Source organism: Nostoc sp. NMS8 (genome assembly GCF_017115045.1).
Taxonomy (GTDB): Bacteria; Cyanobacteriota; Cyanobacteriia; order Cyanobacteriales; family Nostocaceae; genus Nostoc.
The window spans coordinates 37,346-60,404 of sequence record NZ_JABXKK010000099.1; the positions used below are offsets into that span (position 1 = coordinate 37,346).

Here is a 23,059-nt window from a genome sequence, read left to right on the forward strand (position 1 = left end):
ACATCTACTAGTTAAAAAATCATTTTTATTATGAATTTATCCTACTTGGATGCACCTATAAAGGTGATATATACTGTGTTTTGGCTCTTTAGCCGCTATGAGCGTGAATGATACTGCACACAACAATAATTCTACTTGGAATCGGCAAGTATACCACCGCCTAAAACTTGCCCTCAGTCTTGGCTTACGACGACAACTGTTTTTAGCTGTATGTGATAATTTACACTTAAGAAATCAGGTAGCAGCCCGCTTGCATTCTACATTGGCTTATCCTGTTGGACAAGTGCTATATCAGTCATCAAATGCTCAAGAAAATAGCACTCCAGCTTACCCGCGATTAGTGACGTTGCGTTTGAATTTAAACGATCCCAATCCCATAATCCAGATTAATCAATGGTTGGCTAATTATCCACCGCCAATGGTTGGAGTATCAAAAGATAGCCCTGGAAGACCTTTTCCAGTACCAGCATTTCAGATTGTCGGCGTGGAGCATCTCACTAAGCAACCAGTCGCCACACAACGATTATTTTTACACTATCTCCGCTTAAGTGAACAATATTTCTCTACACAAGATTCCAGCCGATTCCTAGAATCTAACTTGCTGCTGTGGATACCACGTCCTTGGTTATCTGCTATCAAGCAATCAGCACCACAATTTTGGCGTTGCCGTACTGGCGTATTTGTGTTTGCTGGAGAACCCACACCAGCAAATCAGAATTCGGGCTATCCAGAACGTTTTTCACGTTCTGGAAGCTTAGATTTACGGAATATTGAGCAGTCGATTTTAGATGAATCAGTTAACCAAGCAGAACTTAGAACCGCAGCCACCAAGTTCAAGTTTGAGAATAATTCCGATTTCCCAGTGGAGAGACAAGGGAATCGCGTACACAAAACTCAGGAAGCTTCATCATCAACAGCGGATTTATTGAAGGCTACGCCACAACCGCAGGAATCTACGAATAGGTCTGGTAGTGGAATTAATAATCAATCGCTGTTGTCTTTATCTTATATTAGCAGTGAGTTAACGGAGCTAGTAATAGCAACAATCAATACAAGCAACGCTCAAAATACAGAGAATTCTTTACAACCACAACAGATTTTGTTGGAAATTGAAGAATTACACGAAAATCTTGTTTCAGAAGAGATACTGGCAGAGGCTTATCATCGTCTGGGCACTTTATACCGCCTTCGCATTGAGCAAGGAGAGTCAACCCTAGAAAACTTGATGGTAGCAATTATTGCTTATCAAGAGGCAATTAGCTATGACGAAAATTCACCACAACTTCCAGATATCTTAAATGACTTGGGTACACTCTACTGGATGCTATATCGCACACCACCTAATTCAGAGGAAGGACAAACTTATATAGAGCAGGCTATAGAGTTTTATCAGTTGGCGTTAAAGATGATTTCACCCCAGACACATTCAGAAACTTACGCTCGTGTGCAAAATAATTTGGGGACAGCTTATGGTGATTTAGCCCGTTTTTCTCATCCATCTGAAAATTGGCAGCAAGCAGTTTTAGCTTACAGTGAAGCACTTAATTACCGTACAGCCGATATGGATTCATTAAAGTATGCGGCTTGTCAAAATAATTTGGGTACTGCTTACTGGCATCTAGGGCAATATAATCAACCAATTTTACATTTAAAGAAAGCGATCGCAGCTTACAATGAAGCACTTGTACACTACAACCCCGAAGAGGAACCGCTCAAGTATGGCATGATTCAAAATAATATCGGTACTGCTTGCTGGAATCTGGCACAATACGAACAACCTGCCCAAAATCTCCAGTTAGCGATAAATGTCTATAACGAAGCTCTCAAGTATCGCACTCCAGCAAATTTCCCCACCGCCTGCGCCGCTACACAAAATAATCTGGGTACTGCCTACTGGCATCTATCAAACCTATCTCAGACAACTAAAGAGGCACGGCAAAATTATCTGCAACTATGTATCAGTGCTTACGAAGAAGCTATAGCTTTGGCTCACTCACTTAGCGATACCTCTTTAAGTTTTGATTTGCTCACCTCTTACAATAACCTGGGATTAGCTCATTATCAGTTAGTAATAGATGAGTCTTTTAAGGGTGACAAAACAACACGTTCTCAACACTTAGAAGTAGCATTAGATAACCATTTGCAAGCCTTAAACGGATTCAGTAAACAATCCGAGGCTTATCAAACAACCTTCACTTATGTAGTGAAAACTATTCGTGCTTTTCATAATGCATTAGGAATACAGGGGCAAAATCTGGCTTTATCTAAAGTTCCTAGTCAGTTGTTGCCAGAGATTTTGTCAAAGTTATAAAACTACAGCAGGGAATAGGGAGTAGGGAACAGGGTTTAAAGTCTCTTATTATATAGCTTTTGTCTTAAAGTTTATACCTAATTTATCTGATGCTATCTGATGTACTTCTAACACTTTTCTATTACTCTGGTCAAAGAAAAATCTTCAGCCAATTTTGAATAGTAACTTTATATCAACTTGACAATCAATTAAGAAACCAAGTAAAGTAGCGATGTCTACGACGGGCTACGCTTACGCAACTCCTGTTTTAATAATGACCAAGCCATGAAATCTTTTAGCAATCCATAAACTTAACTTCACAAATATAAATTATTCATTAATTTATTTTTAAATCCATATAAATATTTTATGAAAAACACTATAAGACATTGGCGTATTTTCCGTAAATTTACTAAGGTAGATTTGAGGTCTACTTGAAATAAACTTCAGAATGATAATTAAAACCTAAAATTATGAAACTAAGTTTTATTTTTGCTACTGCTATATCGAGTTTTTTCGTGAGTTCTGCTTCAGGATTTGGTTTCTCTGCTCAAGCTTATGCTCTAACTTTTCCTGGTATCTCTAGCGCTACATGGGGAGAACCTACTCCAGGAAGCGCTAATACTGAACCCCTATATACAGGTGTGGGAAGCAATACATTTACTTGGGGTGAACCTGATTTACCGACAGGACTTCCAAATAGACTAACCTTTAATGGAACTTCGTTTTCTGCGGATATTAACTCTGTATTCAAAATAGCTGATTTAACTTACTTTAACGGAACGGTATTCAGCGGTACAAGCGTTGAATCTGTACCTTTAAATCTCAATGTATCCTTTAGCCCACCCGTTGGCATCAGCCAAGTTTTTGACTTCAAATTGGGTCTAATAAATACGCTTAACGACGCAACCGATCCTGAAAATAGTGCAGATTTTGTATATATAGACACAAATTGGAGTAATCAAAATTTTACATTTGAAGGCAATAATTATACTCTTGAGCTAACTGGCTTTAATCCAAACGTTCCCCAGATAAGTATTAAGGCTCTTGAAGGAGCCACAACTACATCAGCCGTTTATGCCAAAATCAAAGCTGTGCCCGAACCTACGGCAGTAGTGGGTTTATCTTTGCTGGGAATATATCTAATATCTCGTAAAAATTCTTGGAGAAGAATACTAAGAGCATAAAAATGTAGAGACGCGATAAATCGCGTCTCTACAAAGGGTTGCCGTTTTTGCAGACAACTATGCAGGATTAGGTTGGGTTCGGCTTTGAAGTAGCTGGATAATTGCAGCTTTTTCTAAGATGCCAACTAGAACACCATTCTCACGAACTACGGGAAGCACGGATAGTTTTTGTTGTTCGAGCAACTGCATAACTTCCAGCAGAGGTTGATCGGATTGGACTGTGGTAGATTCAGTAATTGGTCGCATGACTTCTTTGACTTGAGTTTCTGACCACAGTGTTGTGGGGATGGTTCTTAAATTATCAATTGTGATCGCACCTACTAATTGTCCATCATCATCAGTCACTAAGAACCGATGCCAGTTTTGCCCACTGATGACTCGCTCATCGGCAAACTCTCTCAAGGTAAGATTAGCAGATACAATCGGGCTGTCATAAGTTACAGCATCCTGGGCTGTCAAACCTGTGAGTTTTTCTTGCACTCTGGCAAATTGAGCCGAATTACCAGCATTTTGCAACAAGAAGAAGCCTATTAACAGATTCCAGAAGTTACCGGAGTTGCCAAATAATAATAAAGGAAGTACGCCTGAAAGAATTGCTACCCAACCAAAGATTTGCCCAACTCGACTCGCAAAGGTTACACCTTTATAAGGATTACCTGTAATTTTCCAAACGATGGCTTTCAGTATATTTCCGCCATCTAAGGGCAAGCCAGGAATCAGGTTAAACAGGGCTAATGCCAAGTTAACAGAAGCTAGAACACCAAGAATTGCAGCTAACGGCCCTGATGCAGCAGTAGTAACACCAATAGCTGTAACGATACCGCATAGTAGTAAACTTACCATTGGTCCGGCGATCGCAACCCAAAAAGCCTCACCTGGAGTTTTCGACTCTTTTTCTAAGCTTGCTAAACCGCCAAATATAAACAGCGTGATGGATTTGACATCGATTCCCTGACCAATCGCAACGAAACTGTGACCTAATTCATGGGCGACGACAGAGGCAAATAACATTAGCGCTGTCATCAATCCTAGTAGCAAAGCTAATCCCGCAGATAATTGAGGAAATTGCGCCGCCAGTCCACTGCTATAACTCCAAGTTACCAAACCCAGAACTAAAAACCATGACGGATGGATATAGAAGGGAATTCCGAAGAGATTACCAACGCGAATTGTGCCATTCATGTCGTTCACCTTTGATTTCAGCTTCGAGAGGTTTTGCTTTCTTCCGACTCGATGTCTTTACTGTAACGAAAGGTTAAGAGATTTTAATCTTGATGGCTGTAGTGGTGTCCGTCCGTAAAGGTGTGGTTATTGGTAATAATGACATTTGTTTTGACCGAAAGCGATTCATGATACAGCAATACAGTTCAGATTAAGCCCAAAACACTTGTATAGACGGCAATTCATCGCGTTTCTTGCCTTATAAGGATGTATTATTTCTCTCTACGAGACGCAATCATGCGAACGCGCTACGCCACGATGCTCGATAGCGCAGCGTTAGCGACGTAGGAGCGTCTGACTCGCTCTAAGCGAAGCCATGCCGAAGGCTTTACGCTGCGCTATAGTTATAAATTTAGTTGCTCTCAAACCATTTTTATTTTTCTTTATGAGTGCCTTTTAAATCTTTAGTTTTGCCTTATTCGGTAACTGTTCCTCAATCAAAGCTCTCGCTTTCTTGGAAAGATTTTTTGTTTTTCTTATTTTCTCTTTTGCTAACTCATCAGGAGCATAATTGGACGGCAGATTTAAGCGGCGAATTCCCATTTTTACGTATTCTTCATTTATCTCCATCCCAATGGATTTTCTTCCTAAGCGTTTAGCAACTGCACATGTAGAGAAACTACCAGAAAATGGATCTAATACGATATCTCCAATATTTGAAGATGCCAAAATAACTCGTTCTAAAAGTGCTTCTGGTTTTTGAGTTGGGTGATTTTCATATTCTTCCATTTTGAAACGTACTCGTGTAAAATCCCAAACATTACCCGGTACTTTCTGAGTATTGTAAGGCTGAGGAGGTTCTTTTCGATAATCAATCAATTGACGCTTTGCACCAGTTTTTGCCTCTACCATGATATTGTCGGAATTAAACGTGTAGTTCTTTTCATGCTTCGTTAGCATAATTATTGGCTCATACATAGAACCAAAGTGATTTTTTGCTTGCACTCCTGAGCTATCGTAATTCCAAACAATCCTACTTTTAATATAGAAGTTCTTGCGGCACTTGATATCAAGGTAGGGCATATTCTCTGTGCTGTTCATTAGGTAAAAAGTACCATTGGGCTTTAGGACACGATGGCATTCATCGATCCATTGATATGTCCACCTAAGAAATTCTTCTTCCGACCAATTTTCAACTAAACCATCGAAGTTTTTGCCAATATTGTAAGGCGGGTCAGCAAAAATTAGGTTAATGGATTCTGATTCAAGACGCTTTAAATTTTCAAGAGCATCGCCATGAATGATAGTGTGAAAATCGTCTTTATATATTTTGATATCTATCAAATCGTTGGAAATCACAGTTAGCGCCTTGAGGAAGTAACACAAAAATGTGACTTAAAATCTACAATATTGATTTGAATATTGCAAGGCTTGCTTATATCTTATTTTTGAGGATATGGATATTAAAACCACAAATAAGTGCTATGAGTCTGCTGATTTTCGTAATAAAAATAGATTCTAATACGGCTCAACCCAGACAATTTTTTGTGTGGAAGTCCCACTACCACACAAAAAGAATCTCAATCTAGTGCATAGTGCTATACAAGTATTCGGGCGATCGCCGAGATAGGTGCAAAATGGAACACGTTGTAATGGCTTAGGCATCTATTTATACTGCAATTGTCTCCATCTGCTGAGAACTTTTCTGCAACATCGGGATAATTAGATCGGCAGGGATAGGACAACTGAAGTAGTAACCCTGTCCTTCATGACATCCCTGCATTTTCAAGTATTCAACCTGTTCTTGGGTTTCTACACCCTCTGCTGTGATGTTCAATCGCAGGCTTTTTGCCAGAGCAATAATCGCATTAGTGACGGCAGCACTATCAGGATTGGACGTGACATCCTGCACAAATGACTGATCAATCTTCAGCATATTCACAGGAAAGCGCTTCAAGTAGTTGAGTGAGGAATAACCGGTGCCGAAGTCGTCTAGAGCCAACCATATACCCAGTTCTCGTAATTTTTTTAAGGTTTTAACCGATCGCTCTATGTCACCCATCAAGAAGCTTTCCGTGACTTCCAGTTCGAGATCGGATGCTTGGAGTCCAGTCTCCTCAAGAATTTGGCTGACTATTTCAACCAGATAGGGTTGTTCAAATTGTCGAGCTGAAAGATTCACAGACATCCGAATCGGGGTAAATCCAGCAAGCTGCCAAGCACGGTTTTGGGCGCAAGCAGTTCGCAAAATCCATTCACCAATTTCGACGATCGCACCATTGGTTTCTGCAATGGGAATAAACTTTGCTGGAGAAATCATACCTAATGTGGGATGTTGCCAGCGAATCAATGCTTCCATAGCTGTAATTTGTCCGCTATGTAAATCAATCAGAGGTTGATAATAAACCAGCATTTCGTTGCGGGTAAGCGCTCCACGTAATTCATTTTCTAAAGTTAATCGCTCCTGCAACTGAGCATTGATTTCCGGCGAATAGAATTGATATCGGCTACGTCCTTGCTGCTTTGCTTCATACAGTGCTATGTGAGCCTGTTGCAAAAGTTGATCTATGCTATTTTGCTCATTTATGCCATTCATGGTGATGCCGATGCTGACGGTGATATGAATCAAGTTACCCTCTAGAGAAAAAGGTTTACTGAGGGTACTTAACAATAGTTGAGACAGCTTAATTACACTTTCAAAAGAAACAATCTCTATACGAGCAATGGCAAACTCATCTCCACTCAAATGAGCAATAATATCTGTTTGCCTTATGCAGCTTGATAATCTCTGAGCAACTGCTCTTAACAACAAATTTGTTGTTTCAGGCTCTAACCCATGACTAATATCAGTGAAATCATCAATACTCAGTAAAAAGACGGCTACAAGGCGCTGGTTGTTTTCAGGTTGGGATAAAATCTGATTGAGGCGATCGCAGAATAAATCACGATTGGGTAATCCAGTTAGCTCGTCATAATTAGTGATGTAGTGAATTAATTCATCTAATTTGTGAAGAGTTTGTGAGGTATTCGCCATCAATGTACCCGCTTCATCAGTAAATTCTGTGGGTAATTCAGGTAAGGTTTTGGTGTTCAGATAATTTTGCAATGCAGCAGATGTCAAAATAACCGGTTTGAGGAGGTGGTGTAGCGCGTAGAGGGTGGCAGCCGTACCTGCTAACGTAGCCAACAAAGCAATGCTCATAACTCGGATCGCCATCTCTAAAGAATAGGAGTTTGAGATGACGAAACTCAAGAGTAAAGTCAAAAGTGGTACGTGAGTTCCCAAAAATGCCACCAACATTATTTTACCGGTGTAACTTTTTTTGAGCCATCCAAAACGAGCTAGGAACGAGTACAAGTAGAGGTTGTGATTGAGCTTCATAAATTTTGTACGGGAGTTGCTAAATTAGTTCCGAGCTATTGGGTGTTTTTGATTCACAATTCAGTAGAATTAGCTCTTCTGGAACCCAACCCTGATGAGGTTATATATTATTGTTCCCAATATAGGTTTCTCTTTATATGGATAACGATAAAGCTTCTGTAAAACTTATCTTTAATAAATTTCACAATTAATACCTAAATTATGTTGATTGTTATTAGTTTTTCTTTAGATGGTATAAGAGTAAAAAATATATAGCGTTCTAAGTTGATTCGCGGAAAATAATTTTTATAACTAACCGCATAAACACAGAAAACGCAGAGATAAAGATAGATTTTCACGAATGATTTAGGACTGGTATCTGTTGTAAGGGACTTCCAAGAAATAAATTATCCATCTTGTGGGATCGGTGTCCCCACCCGTCCCAGATTTAGGGCGCTCATGTTGCCCACCCTCACAAGAAAATTTGGGGTGTTTTTTTATTTGGAAGTTCCTAAAGGCACAGCATTGCTGTCCCTTACGCATGGTCTATTTACCTAACCATTGCTGTAAACAAACAACAGATTATTTCTGACTAGAGCCTGAAAAGAGCAGATTTGTAACTTTCTCTAACACCTTTAATGCTGTTAATGAACCTCGAATCAGCCCAATAGCAGCAAGGGGTTGTCGAAGCATTGCCATTGCCAAAGGAAAAGGATTTAGAGAGCCATCAGAGTTAATTCCTGATGTGAGATCGGGGATATTATGCTGACAATCGTCGCTGACTACTCGCAATATTGCTACGGATACCCCGGCTGTATTGAAAAATTCTAGGGCGGTAAATCCTTCCATATCAACAACATCAGCGGCCAAACTCTTACCCAAACGGCGTTTTTCGGCAGCAGACCAAATAACGCGATCGCTTGTCAGTGACTTGACTAAATTTAGTGGGGAGTGGGGAATAGGGAGTGCTGAGTGCAATTGGGCTGTAAAAGTGCGATCGCATTCTTGCTGTTTCCCCTGATAAACACAATCTTGATACAGCACAAGATCGCCAACTGTATAGCGATCACTTAAGCTGCCACATAAACCCATAATCAGCACTCTGGATTTTGGAGCTAGAAATTGTCCTTGTTGCAAATATTTGAGTAGAGGTTTCATGCCAACAGGTATAGCTACTATTGTTGGTATGGAGCCATTAATGCCGCTTAATCCGCGACACACAGCTTTATATTCTGCTCCCTGAGGCACCAGAATTGTGTTAATGGGTAAAAAATTAGACACTAGCGCTCTCAACAAGTTTCCTTTTGTATTAAAAATTGGGTCATATCTGAGTCAGAATAAGTAATATTGCCGTTTAGTACTAACCAAAACTCGCAAACCGAAGGTGATTGCTGTAGCATGACTAAATAATTGTGTCACCCACACGATAATTTTCCAAGATGGTAAAGCTTGATCGCTCAAAATCCGCACGAGAACTCTTCAATATTTCCAAATTGGCGATTCAATTTTCGTGGCTGACGGTGAGTTTTTGGATTGCCGTAACGGTAGCTGGGATTCTGGCTTTCAGTTCTCTTAAGTATGCCTTGTTTCCAGATATAACCTTTCCAGTGGTGGTTGTGAATGCTACAGCCCCCCTGACAACTGCCCTGGATACCGAGGCGAAGCTCACAAAACCCCTAGAAGAACGCCTCCGCTCCCTAGAAGGACTGGAGAATATTCGCTCATCCACCTATCCTAGTCAAACAGCCATTGCCCTTTCTTTTGCCGTTGGGACGAATTTAGAAACATCGACCAAAAAGGTTGAAACTGCCCTCAAGCAGTTGACTTTGCCTCCAGGAGCAACTTCTAAAATTATTCCCCTGAATTTAAACGAATCAGCCGCCATTAGTTATGCCATTGAGAGTCCCACACGGAATCTCAAAGATTTGACGAAATTGGCACAAGATGAGATTGTGAGTGCGATCGCTAAATTACCAGGAGTTCTGAAAGTCTCACTACTAGGCGCTGCTACTGCAATTCCTCCGGTAAATCCAGCGAATGCGAGTGCAGCAGCCGCTCAAGGTGGGGCGACATTAGTTAGGTTTAACGCTCAAGATGCACTGGCATTTCAAGTAATCAAACGCGGTAACGCTAACACTCTGGAAGTCGTGAGTCAGGTTGAGAAAGAAGTTCAAAGGCTACGCTCTACCCTGAAAGATGTCAAACTCACTTTAGCTGCCACCCAAGCAGAATATATCCGCCAAGCCACCCAGTCAACAATTGATGCTTTGCTGGAAGCAGTCTTGCTATCAATAGTGGTAATTTTTCCTTTTTTATGGAACTGGCGGGCAACTCTTATCTCTGCCTTGGCAATTCCTACGTCCTTGTTAGCGACGTTTATCGTCATGGCGATTTTCGGCTTCAACCTGGAAACAATCACCCTGCTGGCGTTAGCTTTGGTGATTGGTAGTATTGTTGATGATGCGATCGTTGATGTAGAAAACATCATGCGACACGTTGAAGATGGGGAAACTCCCCGCCAAGCGGCGCTTTTAGCAACAAATGAGATTGGGTTGACAGTTACCGCCGCCACTTTGACAGCAGTCGCAGTTTTTCTGCCCATAGGTTTGATGGGTGGGGTAATCGGTCAGTTTTTTAAACCTTTCGGCATAACTGTTTCAGCCGCGATGCTTGCTTCTATGCTAGTTGCTCGGACTTTATCTCCAGTTCTAGCTATCTACTGGCTGAAACCTAAATCCTCGCTATCTCCACGTCAGGAAGGAAAAATCTGGTTAGCTTTTACCCAATTTTACAGAAACTTGCTGAGTTGGTCTTTAAATCACCGCAAGATAGTTATCGGGTTAGCTGTCCTCAGCTTCATCGCAGGTATAGTGCTGATTCCACTCATTCCCAAAGGCTTTATTCCCAAACTCGATCGCGGCGAATTTAATATTGCTTATACAGCCCCTTTGCCAAGTATACCTAGTGGAGGAGAGCGACAGGGTATAAATTCCAATCCCCAGTCCCCAATCCCCAATCCCCAATCCCCCATTCCCAACCCTTTAAATGATTCTCTAGAGGTTGCGAAGAAACTAGAAGAGGTTGTGAGAAAATCACCGGCAGTTGAAACGGTATTTACTACTGTTGGTTCTCGTGAGGGTGAGCCGAATAAAGGAATACTATATGTAAAGTTAAAGGGCGATCGCAAAATCACCACTGGAGAACTACAAGACCAATTGCGCTCCTCCTTACCTGCTCTTTCTGGGGTAACTACTAGTGTTGAAGATATTCAATTTGTCGATTCCGGCGGTCAAAAACCCCTGCAAATAGCATTACAAGGTGATAATCTCCAAGCTCTGAGCAAAGCAGTCAAAGTGATTAAAGAAAAGATTCAGAGGCTACCGGGATTTGCTGATGTCACTATTACAGGTGAAACGAATCCACAGGGCACGGTTTTTCAGATCGAGCGTCTGAATAATCAGCGCGTGGCCTACATCAGTGCTAATCTTGGTAAAAACCTATCTTTAGGTGATGCCACTGACAAAGTGGTGGCTGAAGCAAAGGCGGTGTTACCCTCTAATGTTTCCTTAAATTTGGGGGGAGACTCTGCTAACCAAAATAAAGTTTTTAGCAGTTTTGGAACTACTCTGGCCTTATCCGCCCTGTGCATTGTCATAGTACTAATTTTGTTATTCAAAAGCTGGGTAGACCCTCTAGTTATTGGTGTCTCTTTGCCTTTAGCATTAGTGGGGGCAATGTTGGCGCTACTGATTACCAAGAGCGACTTTGGCATGATCTCATTAATCGGTTTCGTCTTTTTATTGGGACTAGCAAATAAAAATGCCATTTTGCTTGTAGATTACATCAACCAGTTACGCAACGCTGGCTTAGAACGTACTGAAGCGATTCTCAAGACCGGATTAGTGCGCCTCAGACCAATTATGATGACCACTGCCTCTACAATTTTAGGAATGTTACCGATCGCTTTAGGTTTAGGTGCGGGTTCGGAGTTGCGATCGCCTATGGCTGTAGCGATCGCAGGTGGACTAGTAACTTCAACTATCCTCAGCTTGATTGTTGTGCCAGTAGTTTACACCATTTTGGATGATTGGTTTCCCCGATTTAAGCAGAGGGGGACAGCTTGAGCCAGGTTTTTGTCACGGGAGGTACGGGTTTTATTGGTGCCCATTTGGTACGGTTGCTTCTGCAACAGGGTTATACAGTCAAAGCGTTGGTACGCTCAAGCAGCAATTTGGAGAATCTACGCGGTTTGGATGTGGAAATTGTCAAAGGCGATTTAAACGATCCAAATCTTTGGCAACAGATGGCAGGTTGTCAATATCTATTTCATGTCGCAGCTCATTATTCCCTCTGGCAAACAGACCGAGAGTTACTCCACCAGAACAATGTCCTGGGTACGCGCAATGTGTTAGCAGCAGCTCGCAAAGCGGAGATTGAGCGCACCGTCTACACCAGTTCCGTAGCGGCTATTGGGGTAGGCTCATCTGGTGAAGTCGTCGATGAAACACATCAGAGTCCCTTAGAAAAATTGGTGGGTGACTATAAAAAGTCTAAGTTTTTGGCTGAACAAGAAGCTATCCAAGCTGTTGCTAGAGGTCAAGAAGTAGTTATTGTCAATCCCAGCAGCCCTATTGGTTCGTTAGATATCAAACCTACCCCAACAGGTGATATAATACTGCGGTTTTTACGACGGCAAATGCCTTTTTACTTGGATACTGGTCTAAATTTTATCGATGTGCGGGATGTGGCATGGGGGCATTTACTGGCTTTGCAACGGGGTAAATCAGGCGATCGCTATATCTTAGGTAATCAGAACCTCAGTCTCAAAGAACTACTCGAACAACTCGCTGATATCACAGGTCTTAGCGCACCTCAACGAACAGTACCCGCTTGGCTGCCCCTGAGTGTTGCCTGGGTTGATGAAAAGATTCTCGCACCACTGGGAAAATCGCCCTCAGTACCATTGGATGGTGTTCGGATGGCGAAACAACCTATGTATTACAATGCTTCAAAGGCTGTACGAGAGTTGGGTCTACCTCAATCTTCGCTGAAAGTCGCACTCAAAGATGCTGTGGATTGGTTTGTTGCACAAGGTTACGTCAAATGAAAAATATAGCGATTCACGTGTGGATGCAATACGCGTTAGGGTAGCACAAGTACCCAGACCGATAATGACTGTGGTGTATTTATCTCTAAAAGAGGAGCGATCGCAACAATGGCAGTTAATCTACAACAAGCTATGGATATTGGGAAGTATCTGGTTACGCAACGTTTGAAAGGACGTAAACGCTTCCCCTTAGTATTGATGTTGGAACCTCTTTTTCGGTGTAATCTCGCTTGTACAGGTTGTGGTAAAATCCAACATCCAAAGGAAATTTTAAAGCAAAACCTCACCCCAGAACAATGTTTTACCGCTGTGGAAGAATGTGGCGCACCAGTTGTCTCAATTCCTGGGGGAGAACCTCTGCTGCATCCTCAGATTGATAAGATTGTCCAAGGATTAATTGAGCGCAAGAAATATATTTACTTGTGTACCAATGGTTTGTTGTTAGAAAAGAACCTAGATAAGTTTCAACCTTCCCCTTACCTGACTTTTAGTGTGCATTTAGACGGAATGCGGGAGTTACACGATCAGTGTGTCGATCGCAAAGGTGTTTTTGATATTGCTGTCAAAGCCATTCGCGCCGCTAAAGCTAAAGGCTTTCGTGTCACCACTAACACGACGATCTTTGAAGGTACTGAACCCAAAGATATGCAAGAGTTCTTCGACTTTCTGGAAACCCTAAATACTGACGGGATGATGATTTCTCCCGGTTACAGTTACGAGTGGGCACCAGATCAAGATCATTTTCTCCACCGTGAACAAACCCGCGCCCTCTTCCGGCAAATTCTGGCTCCATACAGAAGTGGTGAAAAAAACTGGAACTTCAATCACAATCCATTATTCCTAGATTTTCTCATTGGTGAGAAAGACTACGAATGCACGCCTTGGGGTAGCCCTAGTTATAGCGTTCTCGGTTGGCAAAAACCTTGCTATCTGCTGAACGAAGGTTATTACTCTACGTTCAAGGAATTACTAGCCCAAACTGACTGGAGTCAATACGGCCAGAAGAGTGGTAATCCCAAGTGTGCCGATTGTATGGTTCACTGCGGCTACGAACCCACCGCCGCAATGGATGCAATGCAACCGCAAAATATGGCACGTGCCCTTGGCAGTGTGTTTGGTAGGAACTAGTAAATACTAAAGGGTGCGGTGGGCTATGCCTATGCACCCTTTAAAGGTTCTGATTCCACTGGAATGTATGCAACAACATCCAGTGAGGATAAAAAGAGGATACTTATTTAGAGATATTGCGATCGACTTATACAAAATAATCAGGGAAAATACTCATGCCATTTGTATCTATTCGTGATTTGCAAATGTATTATGAGATTCGTGGCACTGGTCAACGCCTACTCAGTATTAGTGGTACTGGAGGAGACTTGCGGCGATCGCCTACTATTTTTGACTCACCGCTAGCCCCACACTTTGAAATTCTGGCTTACGATCAGCGCGGTCTCGGTCAAACTTCAAAACCTGATATTCCCTACACCATAGCAGATTACGCCGCCGATGCAGACTCTTTGTTAAACGCAGTCGGGTGGGAGAGCGCTCATGCGATCGGAATTTCTTTCGGGGGTATGGTAGCCCAAGAGTTGGCACTGCACTATCCGCACCGTGTTGAACGTCTTGTTTTAGCCTGTACTAGTAGTGGCGGTGCTGGTGGATCATCATATCCACTACATGAACTCGTGAACCTTCCAATTGAGGAAGTGGCTCATCGGCAAATCACAATTGCTGATACCCGATGGCAAGAGGAAGCTTGGCTATCTAGCCGAACTGCACAATTTCAGGATTTAGTGAAGCTGACACTAGCAGCTGCTCAAGAGGGTGTAGACGAACCAAATCGTGAACTTGGCCGTCGTCGCCAGCTTGAGGCTCGTGCTTCTCACGATACACATAATCGACTTTCTCAACTGCATATTCCTGTCTATATCTGCGGCGGTCATCACGATGGCATATCTCCTCCAGCCAATCTTGAGGCGATACACAAACAGATACCAGGTTCGTATTTAGAGTTCTTTAAAGGTGGTCATCGCTTTCTTTACCAAGACCCCCAAGCATTCAAGCGCGTTATCGCCTTTCTCCAAAATAAATTTGAGTAATTTTACAAAGGAATTTCGTCTTGTTTCTCAACCCATTAATCCCAAAACCCTGATGTAGAGACGCGATTTATCGCGTCTTCTCTAAACCAATTATCTACACCAATAACCCTTAGGGACTGACAAATAAAAAAATATCCAATTTACTCTTGTGGGGTGGGCAACATGAGCGCTATATAGCCTGGGCGCTCATGTTGCCCACCCCACAATATTGGATAATTTATTTCTTTGAGTTTCCTTAAATGAACCGTATTACACCATAGCTGCCTTCTTCAAACTATTTTTGGCTAATAGATTCTGGTGTAATTGCTGCATATTGTTCAGGTGTCAGCACAGCTTCCTGAATATTGACCTGTTTAGGAATCACACCATATTTATAAAAGTAATCTGCAACTCGCTGTTGTTCCTTAACTAATTCTGGGGAAATGGCTCTCAAGCCATAACTGCGGCGGCTAACTACTTTTTCCATGATGTCAGGAGGTAGTTTTTGGATTGGCCCAATGATTTTTGCGACTTCTTTGGGATTTGCCTCAGCCCAGCGCTGGAGTTTATCAATCTCCTCAATCACTATCCGCAGAATTCCCGGATTATCAACCGCAAACTGCCTTGCACCAATATAGTATCCACCAGGAGTATCAAGTCCTTCAGCAGTCTTAATTACTCGGATCTTATTTGATTTTTCAGCCAAAGCTAGATAAGGATCGCCCGCTACCCAAACCGGAATTTTCCCTTCTAGAAAAGCACTACTAGCTTCTACTGTAGGTATACTCAAGATTTTAATATCGCTGGGTTTTAAACCCGCATCTTCCAAAGCTCTAAAGACAAAATAGTGAGATGCAGAAGCTTTTTGAAAGACGATTTTTTGTCCTTTGAGATCCTTGACGCTCTTAATGGGAGAATTTGGCGGGACAGCAATCACACTTGCTCTACCCGTGGTTGGAGTGCGTCGAGAACCAACCACATAAACGATTTGAGCGCCAGCAGCTTGGGCGAAAATAGGCGGAGTTTCTCCAACGGAACCTAAATCGATTTTGCCGACATTCATCGCTTCCATTAGTTGTGGCCCTTGGACAAATTGTGCCCACTCCACTTTTACCCCTAGAGGTTCTAGACGCTTTTCTAATACTTTTTGCGATCTGACCAAATCGCCTGCTGATTGATACCCCATACGGAGTACCTTAGCTTTGATTCCAGATGAATTGGAATTGGTATCAGATACATTTGTCGCAGCAGATGGGGTTTGAGCTTTTTGCCCTTGGGTTGTGCAACTAACTAATGTTAACGAAGTTGCCAAGGTTAACAACCCAGGTGCTAAAAGCCGCGTGAAACGGTGAAAGATGTTTGTATGCTGAAGCTTAACTGTAGCGGTCATAGATTTTGTGTCAAAAAAATTTTAGAGATATTATTTACCACACTCAGTCCTGAGTACCTCGGCAAAGAGAGTGCTGAGTAATCAAGAAGATTACTCAGTACTTCCGCACTATGGTAAAAGCCCCGCATATTGTAAGCGGTCTTTCAACTCAGCACTCATCACTCAGCACTCTTCATCTGGCTTTACTTGGAGTACCAGTAAAGGCGAAAAACTGTTGCTCTTTGGGTGCAGCCAAACTTTCACCCAAGTAACGATGAATACCTACTCCCATGTCTCCTGTTGCAGTGAGTTTGAAGTCCACTTCTTCAAATCCATGTTCACGGAAAAATTTACGAACAGTTTCAGAGTGAGCAATACCTTGAGAGTGTCCACGAGTCCAAATTACAAAAGCACCTTTTTTGCTGAGAAAACTCAGGTTTGCCAGTAAGCGATTGAGTTCAGCTTCATCTGCAAGATTGCCAAATACACCACATACAATCACGATGTCTGCTGGTACTGCTCCTACATAGTTTGAGGAAATAGTTGCATCACCATTGATAAACTCAATTTGTTTTGTCAAACCCAACGATTCTATTGTTTCTTGTCCACGTTCAACTAGTTGGGGATTTAGCTCTACAAGTCGCGCATGAACATCTTTTGCCCGTGGATGATTTGATAGCGTTTCTAGCAAATCTCGTCCATCGCCCGCGCAAACGCTAACTACACGGATTAACCCTGGTTGGGACAAATTCAAGCTATGAGAAATGTATTCCTGCACAATTTGCAGGCGTTGTTGCAATTTCGGTTCGTTCTTGTAGAGGTCGTGCCATTCAAACCAGTCTTTGACCATAATAAGAGGTGATTTTCGTTTCCATTAACTATGAGGAAAGCAAAGTGACAAAGACACTGTGCAGATTAAACTACGGTAAATATATCAATAAACCGTATTTTGTATAGAACGCAGACTATCATGGAAATTCATCCAAAATCAAGTCTTTTTTCTTTGGTATGTAAATCTTGCAATTTAACAATTGAGAACTTCCTAGACGGCGTTGTATTCCAAATCTAGAAAAACTCACACAAATACTGAATTATAGCAAATTTAAAATTACAATATAATTACACTATATACTTAAATACTGATCGGCAAAAATTTAAATTTGTATTGCTCAAGACTGAATTTCTCCGTATTACTAGCAGTCGCAAAAAATATGGCGCGTGCCTTTGCTAAAAGCCATTTGAGTAGTAAATAATACATAATTCTAGGCGCGATACCTGCGGCGGGTTACGCCTAAGCATTCTTGAAGGAATTTCTCAGAATAAATTTCTCTACGGTCTAACAGAGACAAAGATGTAAAGTTATGTAAATCAAATTCACAAACATAACAATAATTTGTAATAAATAATGATGCGGCAGCATTGTATAAAGAGAACTTGAGAGTAAAAAACAACATCTTAATCAGGTTTTTCAGTCCTTCATAGAAGTTTGAAGTTTTCTAACAAAAGTTTTAATCTGAAAGCCTGGAGATCGTAAACTTATTCCGTGGATGTCTGTTTTAAACCTTTCGTAACTCGTCAGGCAGTGCTGACATCGGAAAATAAACTGAACCATTCAGTTTTGAGTCCAATTATTCTTAACCAAGCAAATTAGGAGATTTAACGCAATGGTTTTAGATGCATTTGCAAAAGTAGTATCCCAAGCTGATACACGTGGCGAATATCTCTCCGATGCACAATTGGATGCGTTGAGCGAACTAGTCAAAGATGGTAACAAGCGTGCAGATGCGGTTAACCGGATTACCAGCAATGCTTCAGCTCTTGTTGCTGCTGCGGCTCGTGATTTGTGGGCAGAACAACCCCAATTGATCACTCCTGGTGGTAATGCTTATACCAGCCGTCGTGCAGCGGCTTGTATCAGAGACTTGGACATCATTCTCCGCTACATCACTTATGCTATCTTTGCTGGCGATTCTAGCGTGCTAGATGACCGTGCCCTCAACGGCTTACGGGAAACCTATTTAGCATTGGGAACTCCCGGAGCTTCAGTTGCAGTTGGTATTCAGAAGCTCAAACAAGCTTCTTTGGCAATTGTCAACGATACAAACAATATCACCAGAGGCGATTGCAGTGCTTTGGCATCTGAAATAGCTGGCTATTTCGATCGTGCTGCTGCTGCTGTAGCTTAAGCAAAGCTTGCATTGCTGATGTTGACTAAATAATTGTCCATTAGGACAAAACAAAATTTCAACCATAACGTTTGTAAAAGGAAAATACCAAAATGACAAAAACACCTCTAACTGAAGCGATCGCATCGGCTGATTCTCAAGGACGCTACCTCAGCAGCACCGAAATTCAAGTTGCTTTTGGTCGCTTCCGCCAAGCACCAGCTAGCTTACAAGCAGCAAAAGCTTTAAGCGCTAACGCTCAACGCTTGACCGAAGGTGCTGCTCAAGCAGTATATAACAAGTTCCCTTACACCACCCAACAACAAGGCCCTAACTTCGCGTCTGATTCACGCGGTAAAGGCAAGTGTGTTCGTGATGTCGGCTACTACTTGCGGATTATCACTTATGCTTTAGTTGTTGGTGGCACAGGCCCCTTGGACGATTTCTTGATTTCTGGCTTGGCTGAAATCAACCGGACTTTTGACCTGTCTCCTAGCTGGTACATTGAAGCTCTCAAGTACATCAAAGCTAACCACGGTCTAAGCGGCGATCCTGCTGTTGAAGCAAATTCCTACATTGACTATGTAATCAATACTCTAAGCTAAGAGTATTTCTTTAGCCCGGAGAGGAAATCAGCTCTTATGACAAGTAAGTTCTATGAGTTGTTTACCTCTCCGGGCAGTTTTTTAGGAAACGCTAGCTGAATACCCTGGAGAAAGAGTTATAAAGGGATGAAAGCTGCCGATGTAGCACCGTACTTGCTACAACTTTTGGGAAAGTTCGCAACTGAGTGCCTATTTTAGGCTACCGTCAATTGGCACAATATTTTTATCAGTACAAGATTTAAAAACCTACCCCTGATCTGGGGAAAGTATACGCCCGAAATAACGTAAGGAGATATCACTATGCCCTCGTGGCAAATGTGGTGAGGCACTACAATCTTCTCTAGCGTAGCGGTAGCGAGTCTGCATAACCCTAGAGGAAAGCAAGCTACGTGCAGCGTTTGGGGGTTTCTCAGATTAGAGAATGCTGAATCCATAAAGTGAGCCTGGGAACCTGTGCAAACAGGATATTAAGGCAGCGATGTCTTAACAATCACCGTATCTAAAGATGCAGTGAGTGTCAATTTCAAAGGACTGTTAAAAGACTAGAAAAAATTTTTCTAAAAAGTTTTTAGTTTTGCAGTTAAAACTGAGGAGGTTTTAAAGATGGCAGCTTTGGGACAAGCAGCAAGATTAGGGATTGGAGCGTTTGAAAATTCGGCGCCAGTAGAACTACGTCCTGATAGAACAGAAGCGGATGTAGCAGTGGTTATCCGGGCGGCTTACCGTCAGGTTTTGGGTAATGACTATCTACTTGAAGGAGAGCGTCTTGTCAGCGCAGAATCACTGTTGCAGCAAGGTGGAATCTCCGTTCGGGGATTTGTGCAAGCCATTGCTCAATCGGAACTGTATCGGGATAAGTTTTTCCACTCCAATTCCCAAACTCGGTTTATCGAGTTGAATTATAAGCATTTATTGGGGCGTGCCCCACAAGATGAGTCAGAGATTTCGTACCATGTTGAGCTTTATAACTCACAAGGTTACGAAGCTGAGATTAATTCCTACATTGACTCATTAGAATATCAAGAGAGTTTTGGTGAAAATATTGTCCCCTACTATCGCGGCTTTAAGAGTCAAATAGGACAGAAAAACGTTGGCTATAGCCGACTGTTCCAACTGTATCGGGGTTATGCCAATAGCGATCGCGCTCAAGGACAAAAACAAGGACGGCTAACCTGGGAAGTGGCGAAGAATCTAGCTTCACCCATTTATCCAGTCTCAGCTGGAGCCTTAACAGGACTCTCTACAGGTGGTCGCGGCGAAACATACCGCATCAGAGTGCTACAATCTGCTTCCCCAAACTCAACTGTAGTCAGGCGCGGTACTGCGGAGTTGATCGTACCCTACGAGCAACTTTCTAGTAAATTGCAGCAGTTGAATCGCAAGGGCAGCCGAGTTCTTAGCATTACAGCCGTATAAATAGGGACTGGGGATTGGGGACTGGGGAAGGCGGAACCCCCTCTGTGGATAAGGGGTAATGGGGACTAGTAATTGGGACTAATGAGGATAAAAGGGATAACCGATACCTAATATTTAGTACCCAATCCCCGATCCCTAATCCCCAGTCCCCAATTATTAATTACAAAGGGAAAATTACCAATGGCTATTACAACAGCAGCTTCCCGTTTGGGAACAGAACCTTTTAGCGATCAGTCTCCTGTAGAATTGCGTCCAAATGCAAGCAAAGAAGACATTGAGAGAGTAATTGCTGCCGTCTATCGTCAAGTTTTGGGCAACAACTACATCTTGACATCTGATCGGCTCATAAGTGCTGAATCTATCCTGCGCGATGGAAAAATTACAGTGCAAGAGTTTGTGCGTCAACTAGCTAAATCAGAACTATACAAATCGAAGTTTTTCTACGACAACTTCCAAACTCGCGTCATCGAACTCAACTACAAACATTTGTTGGGTCGTGCCCCTTATGATGAGTCTGATGTCGTCTATCACTTGGACTTGTATCAAAACAAGGGATATGAAGCCGATATTGATTCTTATATTGATTCACCAGAGTATCAATCTAGCTTTGGTGAAAATATAGTGCCTTACTATCGCGGCTTTAAAACCCAAACAGGACAGAAAACTGTCGGATTTAGCCGGATATTCCAGCTTTATCGTGGTTATGCCAGTAGCGATACCTCCCAACTCAAAGGCAAATCTTCCCGCCTTGCTAGCGAACTAGGTCGCAATAGTGCATCCATCGTTGTTCCTCCGTCTGGTGGCCCCTCCGGCTTTTCATACGTTGCTTCTGAAAAAGGCGTTACCCCCAACAGTACTTTTGGTGGTGCGGGAACTTTTGGCAAAGAAGGCAGACTTTATCGCATTGAAGTAGCAGGCGTTTTCGGTGCCGGCTACCCTAGCACCCGCCGTGTTAACCAAGCGGTGATCATACCTTATGAAGAACTATCTACTTACTTCCAAAGAGTGGTAAAACAAGGTGGTAAAATAGCTAGTGTGAAACCACTTTAGTCTCATTAGTCATTAGTCATTAGTCATTATTAAAGACAAAAGACTAATGACAATAACAACAATTTAGTATTAGGAATTAATTTTATGGTTGGACAAATTAGTAGTAGAACGAGTAGTCGCTACTTTCGGTACGAAGTAGTGGGTCTGCGCCAAAGTGAAGAAACTGAAAAAACCAACTATCCCATTCGTTCTAGTGCCACTGTGTTTTTCACAGTACCAGAGAACCGGATGAATCAAGAAATGCAGCGAATTACTCGCTTGGGTGGCAAAATAGTGAGCATTCAACCATTGAACGCTGAAGCTAAAACAGATAGCGAACAAAGCGATCCTCCTTCTTCATAATGAATTCCAGTCCTCAGAAATTTGAAGATTCACCATCGACAGGGAACTCTGGCGATGGTGAATCTTTAACGGTAGAGCAAGCGATCGCTCATCTAGAGAGTTCAGATTTAGGTCTGCGGTTTTATGCTGCCTGGTGGTTGGGTAGATTTCGGATATCTGAAACAGCTGCGGTTACAGGATTAATTAAAGCTTTAGAAGATGAAGCCGATCGGACACCAGAAGGCGGATATCCTCTACGACGGAACGCAGCTAGAGCCTTAGGAAAACTAGGCGATCGCCAGGCAGTCTCACCTTTAATTGCGTGTTTAGACTGCTCAGATTTTTATGTGCGGGAAGCGGCGGCACAATCCTTAGAAATGCTGGGCGATCCGGTTTGTATTCCCGTCTTGATTAATTTATTACAAGTAGGTTTGCACGGTGAGCAGCTAATATCAAAGCAGCCTGATTTATCTCAACCCTACGAGGCCATATTAGAAGCCTTGGGAACCTTGAGGGCGACTGAGTTCACCCATTTGGTAAAACCATTTTTAGAGCATCCAATCGAATTGGTGCAATATGCTGCCGCACGAGCCATGTATCAATTAACCCAAGAGCCAGTTTATGGAGAACGGTTGGTACAAGCTTTGGCGGGTGAGAAATTGCAATTGCGTCGAGCAGTTTTAGCAGATTTGGGAGCGATTGGATATTTACCCGCCGCAGATGCGATCGCCGAGACTCTTGCTGAAAATAGCCTGAAGTTAATTTCTCTGAAAGCATTACTAGAACATCAAGTTAACCACACAGCAATAAGCACTTTGTCAGATGGTGCGATGAAAGTGATGAATTTGATGGACTTGCTGTTGTAGTTATAAATTTCCAGGAATTAGTTGTTATTAATACGTTTAAAAAAATACTTATCAAATGTAAACCCCCAACCCAACTGCAAAAT

General features: G+C 42.3%; 18 protein-coding genes. 12 read left to right on the forward strand and 6 right to left on the reverse strand.

The genetic code is table 11. The features are described 5' to 3' along the window. Positions 1-97 precede the first annotated feature (97 nt). A complete protein-coding gene (locus HWQ39_RS24630) occupies positions 98-2,311 on the forward strand; it encodes a tetratricopeptide repeat protein (RefSeq protein WP_292850898.1) in 2,214 nt (737 codons plus the stop codon). A gap of 497 nt (positions 2,312-2,808) precedes the next feature. After that, on the forward strand, positions 2,809-3,477 hold the full coding sequence (locus tag HWQ39_RS24635; protein ID WP_292850900.1) for a choice-of-anchor K domain-containing protein: 669 nt from the start codon (positions 2,809-2,811) through the stop codon (positions 3,475-3,477). 57 nt (positions 3,478-3,534) lie between these two features. Here the strand turns inward: HWQ39_RS24635 and HWQ39_RS24640 are convergent, their stop codons facing one another. From HWQ39_RS24640 to HWQ39_RS24655, 4 genes are all read right to left on the reverse strand, one after another. After that, positions 3,535-4,659, reverse strand: a complete 1,125-nt coding sequence (locus HWQ39_RS24640) for a site-2 protease family protein (RefSeq protein WP_292850903.1) — start codon at positions 4,657-4,659, stop codon at positions 3,535-3,537. 435 nt (positions 4,660-5,094) lie between these two features. Then, positions 5,095-5,997: an adenine-specific DNA-methyltransferase gene (gene yhdJ / locus HWQ39_RS24645; protein WP_292850906.1), complete on the reverse strand. Its 903-nt coding sequence runs from the start codon at positions 5,995-5,997 to the stop codon at positions 5,095-5,097. 310 nt (positions 5,998-6,307) lie between these two features. After that, complete coding sequence (locus HWQ39_RS24650) at positions 6,308-8,020, reverse strand: bifunctional diguanylate cyclase/phosphodiesterase (RefSeq protein ID WP_292850909.1); 1,713 nt, start codon at positions 8,018-8,020, stop codon at positions 6,308-6,310. A gap of 561 nt (positions 8,021-8,581) precedes the next feature. After that, complete coding sequence (locus HWQ39_RS24655; RefSeq protein WP_292850912.1) at positions 8,582-9,280, reverse strand: phosphorylase; 699 nt, start codon at positions 9,278-9,280, stop codon at positions 8,582-8,584. A gap of 158 nt (positions 9,281-9,438) precedes the next feature. On the opposite strand from HWQ39_RS24655, the gene HWQ39_RS24660 reads away from it, so the two are divergent. The 4 genes from HWQ39_RS24660 (at position 9,439) to HWQ39_RS24675 (ending at position 15,205) form a co-directional block, all read left to right on the forward strand. Continuing rightward, on the forward strand, positions 9,439-12,123 hold the full coding sequence (locus HWQ39_RS24660) for an efflux RND transporter permease subunit (RefSeq protein ID WP_292850914.1): 2,685 nt from the start codon (positions 9,439-9,441) through the stop codon (positions 12,121-12,123). Then, complete coding sequence (gene hpnA / locus HWQ39_RS24665; RefSeq protein ID WP_292850916.1) at positions 12,120-13,106, forward strand: hopanoid-associated sugar epimerase; 987 nt, start codon at positions 12,120-12,122, stop codon at positions 13,104-13,106. Before HWQ39_RS24660 ends, hpnA begins: the two co-directional genes overlap by 4 nt. A 108-nt stretch (positions 13,107-13,214) precedes the next feature. After that, a complete protein-coding gene (hpnH, locus tag HWQ39_RS24670; RefSeq protein WP_292850918.1) occupies positions 13,215-14,234 on the forward strand; it encodes an adenosyl-hopene transferase HpnH in 1,020 nt (339 codons plus the stop codon). A gap of 155 nt (positions 14,235-14,389) precedes the next feature. Further along, positions 14,390-15,205, forward strand: a complete 816-nt coding sequence (locus HWQ39_RS24675) for an alpha/beta hydrolase (RefSeq protein WP_292850921.1) — start codon at positions 14,390-14,392, stop codon at positions 15,203-15,205. A gap of 274 nt (positions 15,206-15,479) precedes the next feature. Here HWQ39_RS24675 and HWQ39_RS24680 read toward each other — a convergent pair whose 3' ends face one another. Then, the gene (locus HWQ39_RS24680) at positions 15,480-16,574 is read right to left on the reverse strand and encodes an aliphatic sulfonate ABC transporter substrate-binding protein (protein WP_292850924.1); all 1,095 of its coding nucleotides are present in this window, start codon (positions 16,572-16,574) and stop codon (positions 15,480-15,482) included. Between the two features lie 172 nt (positions 16,575-16,746). Next, positions 16,747-17,403 (reverse strand): class I SAM-dependent methyltransferase family protein, encoded by a 657-nt coding sequence (locus HWQ39_RS24685; protein ID WP_292850927.1) that lies wholly within the window; start codon positions 17,401-17,403, stop codon positions 16,747-16,749. 814 nt (positions 17,404-18,217) lie between these two features. Between HWQ39_RS24685 and HWQ39_RS24690 the strand changes: the two genes are divergently transcribed. From HWQ39_RS24690 to HWQ39_RS24715, 6 genes are all read left to right on the forward strand, one after another. Then, the gene (locus HWQ39_RS24690; RefSeq protein ID WP_179063954.1) at positions 18,218-18,739 is read left to right on the forward strand and encodes a phycocyanin subunit beta; all 522 of its coding nucleotides are present in this window, start codon (positions 18,218-18,220) and stop codon (positions 18,737-18,739) included. 92 nt (positions 18,740-18,831) lie between these two features. Then, positions 18,832-19,323, forward strand: coding sequence for a phycocyanin subunit alpha (gene cpcA, locus HWQ39_RS24695; RefSeq protein WP_094328476.1), 492 nt, complete (start codon positions 18,832-18,834; stop codon positions 19,321-19,323). Between the two features lie 603 nt (positions 19,324-19,926). Continuing rightward, positions 19,927-20,739, forward strand: a complete 813-nt coding sequence (locus HWQ39_RS24700) for a phycobilisome linker polypeptide (RefSeq protein ID WP_292850930.1) — start codon at positions 19,927-19,929, stop codon at positions 20,737-20,739. 180 nt (positions 20,740-20,919) lie between these two features. Beyond that, positions 20,920-21,789, forward strand: a complete 870-nt coding sequence (locus HWQ39_RS24705) for a phycobilisome linker polypeptide (RefSeq protein WP_292850933.1) — start codon at positions 20,920-20,922, stop codon at positions 21,787-21,789. Between the two features lie 84 nt (positions 21,790-21,873). Then, complete coding sequence (locus HWQ39_RS24710; RefSeq protein ID WP_292850936.1) at positions 21,874-22,131, forward strand: phycobilisome linker polypeptide; 258 nt, start codon at positions 21,874-21,876, stop codon at positions 22,129-22,131. Then, positions 22,131-22,976, forward strand: coding sequence for a HEAT repeat domain-containing protein (locus HWQ39_RS24715; protein ID WP_292850939.1), 846 nt, complete (start codon positions 22,131-22,133; stop codon positions 22,974-22,976). Before HWQ39_RS24710 ends, HWQ39_RS24715 begins: the two co-directional genes overlap by 1 nt. Positions 22,977-23,059 lie beyond the last annotated feature (83 nt).

Bases quoted from the DNA above. Each gene is read 5' to 3' on its own strand.
- HWQ39_RS24630 (WP_292850898.1), top strand. From the start codon at position 98: ATGAGCGTGAATGATACTGCACACAACAATAATTCTACTTGGAATCGG.
- HWQ39_RS24640 (WP_292850903.1), bottom strand. From the start codon at position 4,659: ATGAATGGCACAATTCGCGTTGGTAATCTCTTCGGAATTCCCTTCTAT.
- HWQ39_RS24650 (WP_292850909.1), bottom strand. From the start codon at position 8,020: ATGAAGCTCAATCACAACCTCTACTTGTACTCGTTCCTAGCTCGTTTT.
- HWQ39_RS24660 (WP_292850914.1), top strand. From the start codon at position 9,439: ATGGTAAAGCTTGATCGCTCAAAATCCGCACGAGAACTCTTCAATATT.
- hpnH (WP_292850918.1), top strand. From the start codon at position 13,215: ATGGCAGTTAATCTACAACAAGCTATGGATATTGGGAAGTATCTGGTT.
- HWQ39_RS24675 (WP_292850921.1), top strand. From the start codon at position 14,390: ATGCCATTTGTATCTATTCGTGATTTGCAAATGTATTATGAGATTCGT.
- HWQ39_RS24680 (WP_292850924.1), bottom strand. From the start codon at position 16,574: ATGACCGCTACAGTTAAGCTTCAGCATACAAACATCTTTCACCGTTTC.
- HWQ39_RS24685 (WP_292850927.1), bottom strand. From the start codon at position 17,403: ATGGTCAAAGACTGGTTTGAATGGCACGACCTCTACAAGAACGAACCG.
- HWQ39_RS24690 (WP_179063954.1), top strand. From the start codon at position 18,218: ATGGTTTTAGATGCATTTGCAAAAGTAGTATCCCAAGCTGATACACGT.
- cpcA (WP_094328476.1), top strand. From the start codon at position 18,832: ATGACAAAAACACCTCTAACTGAAGCGATCGCATCGGCTGATTCTCAA.
- HWQ39_RS24700 (WP_292850930.1), top strand. From the start codon at position 19,927: ATGGCAGCTTTGGGACAAGCAGCAAGATTAGGGATTGGAGCGTTTGAA.
- HWQ39_RS24705 (WP_292850933.1), top strand. From the start codon at position 20,920: ATGGCTATTACAACAGCAGCTTCCCGTTTGGGAACAGAACCTTTTAGC.
- HWQ39_RS24710 (WP_292850936.1), top strand. From the start codon at position 21,874: ATGGTTGGACAAATTAGTAGTAGAACGAGTAGTCGCTACTTTCGGTAC.
- HWQ39_RS24715 (WP_292850939.1), top strand. From the start codon at position 22,131: ATGAATTCCAGTCCTCAGAAATTTGAAGATTCACCATCGACAGGGAAC.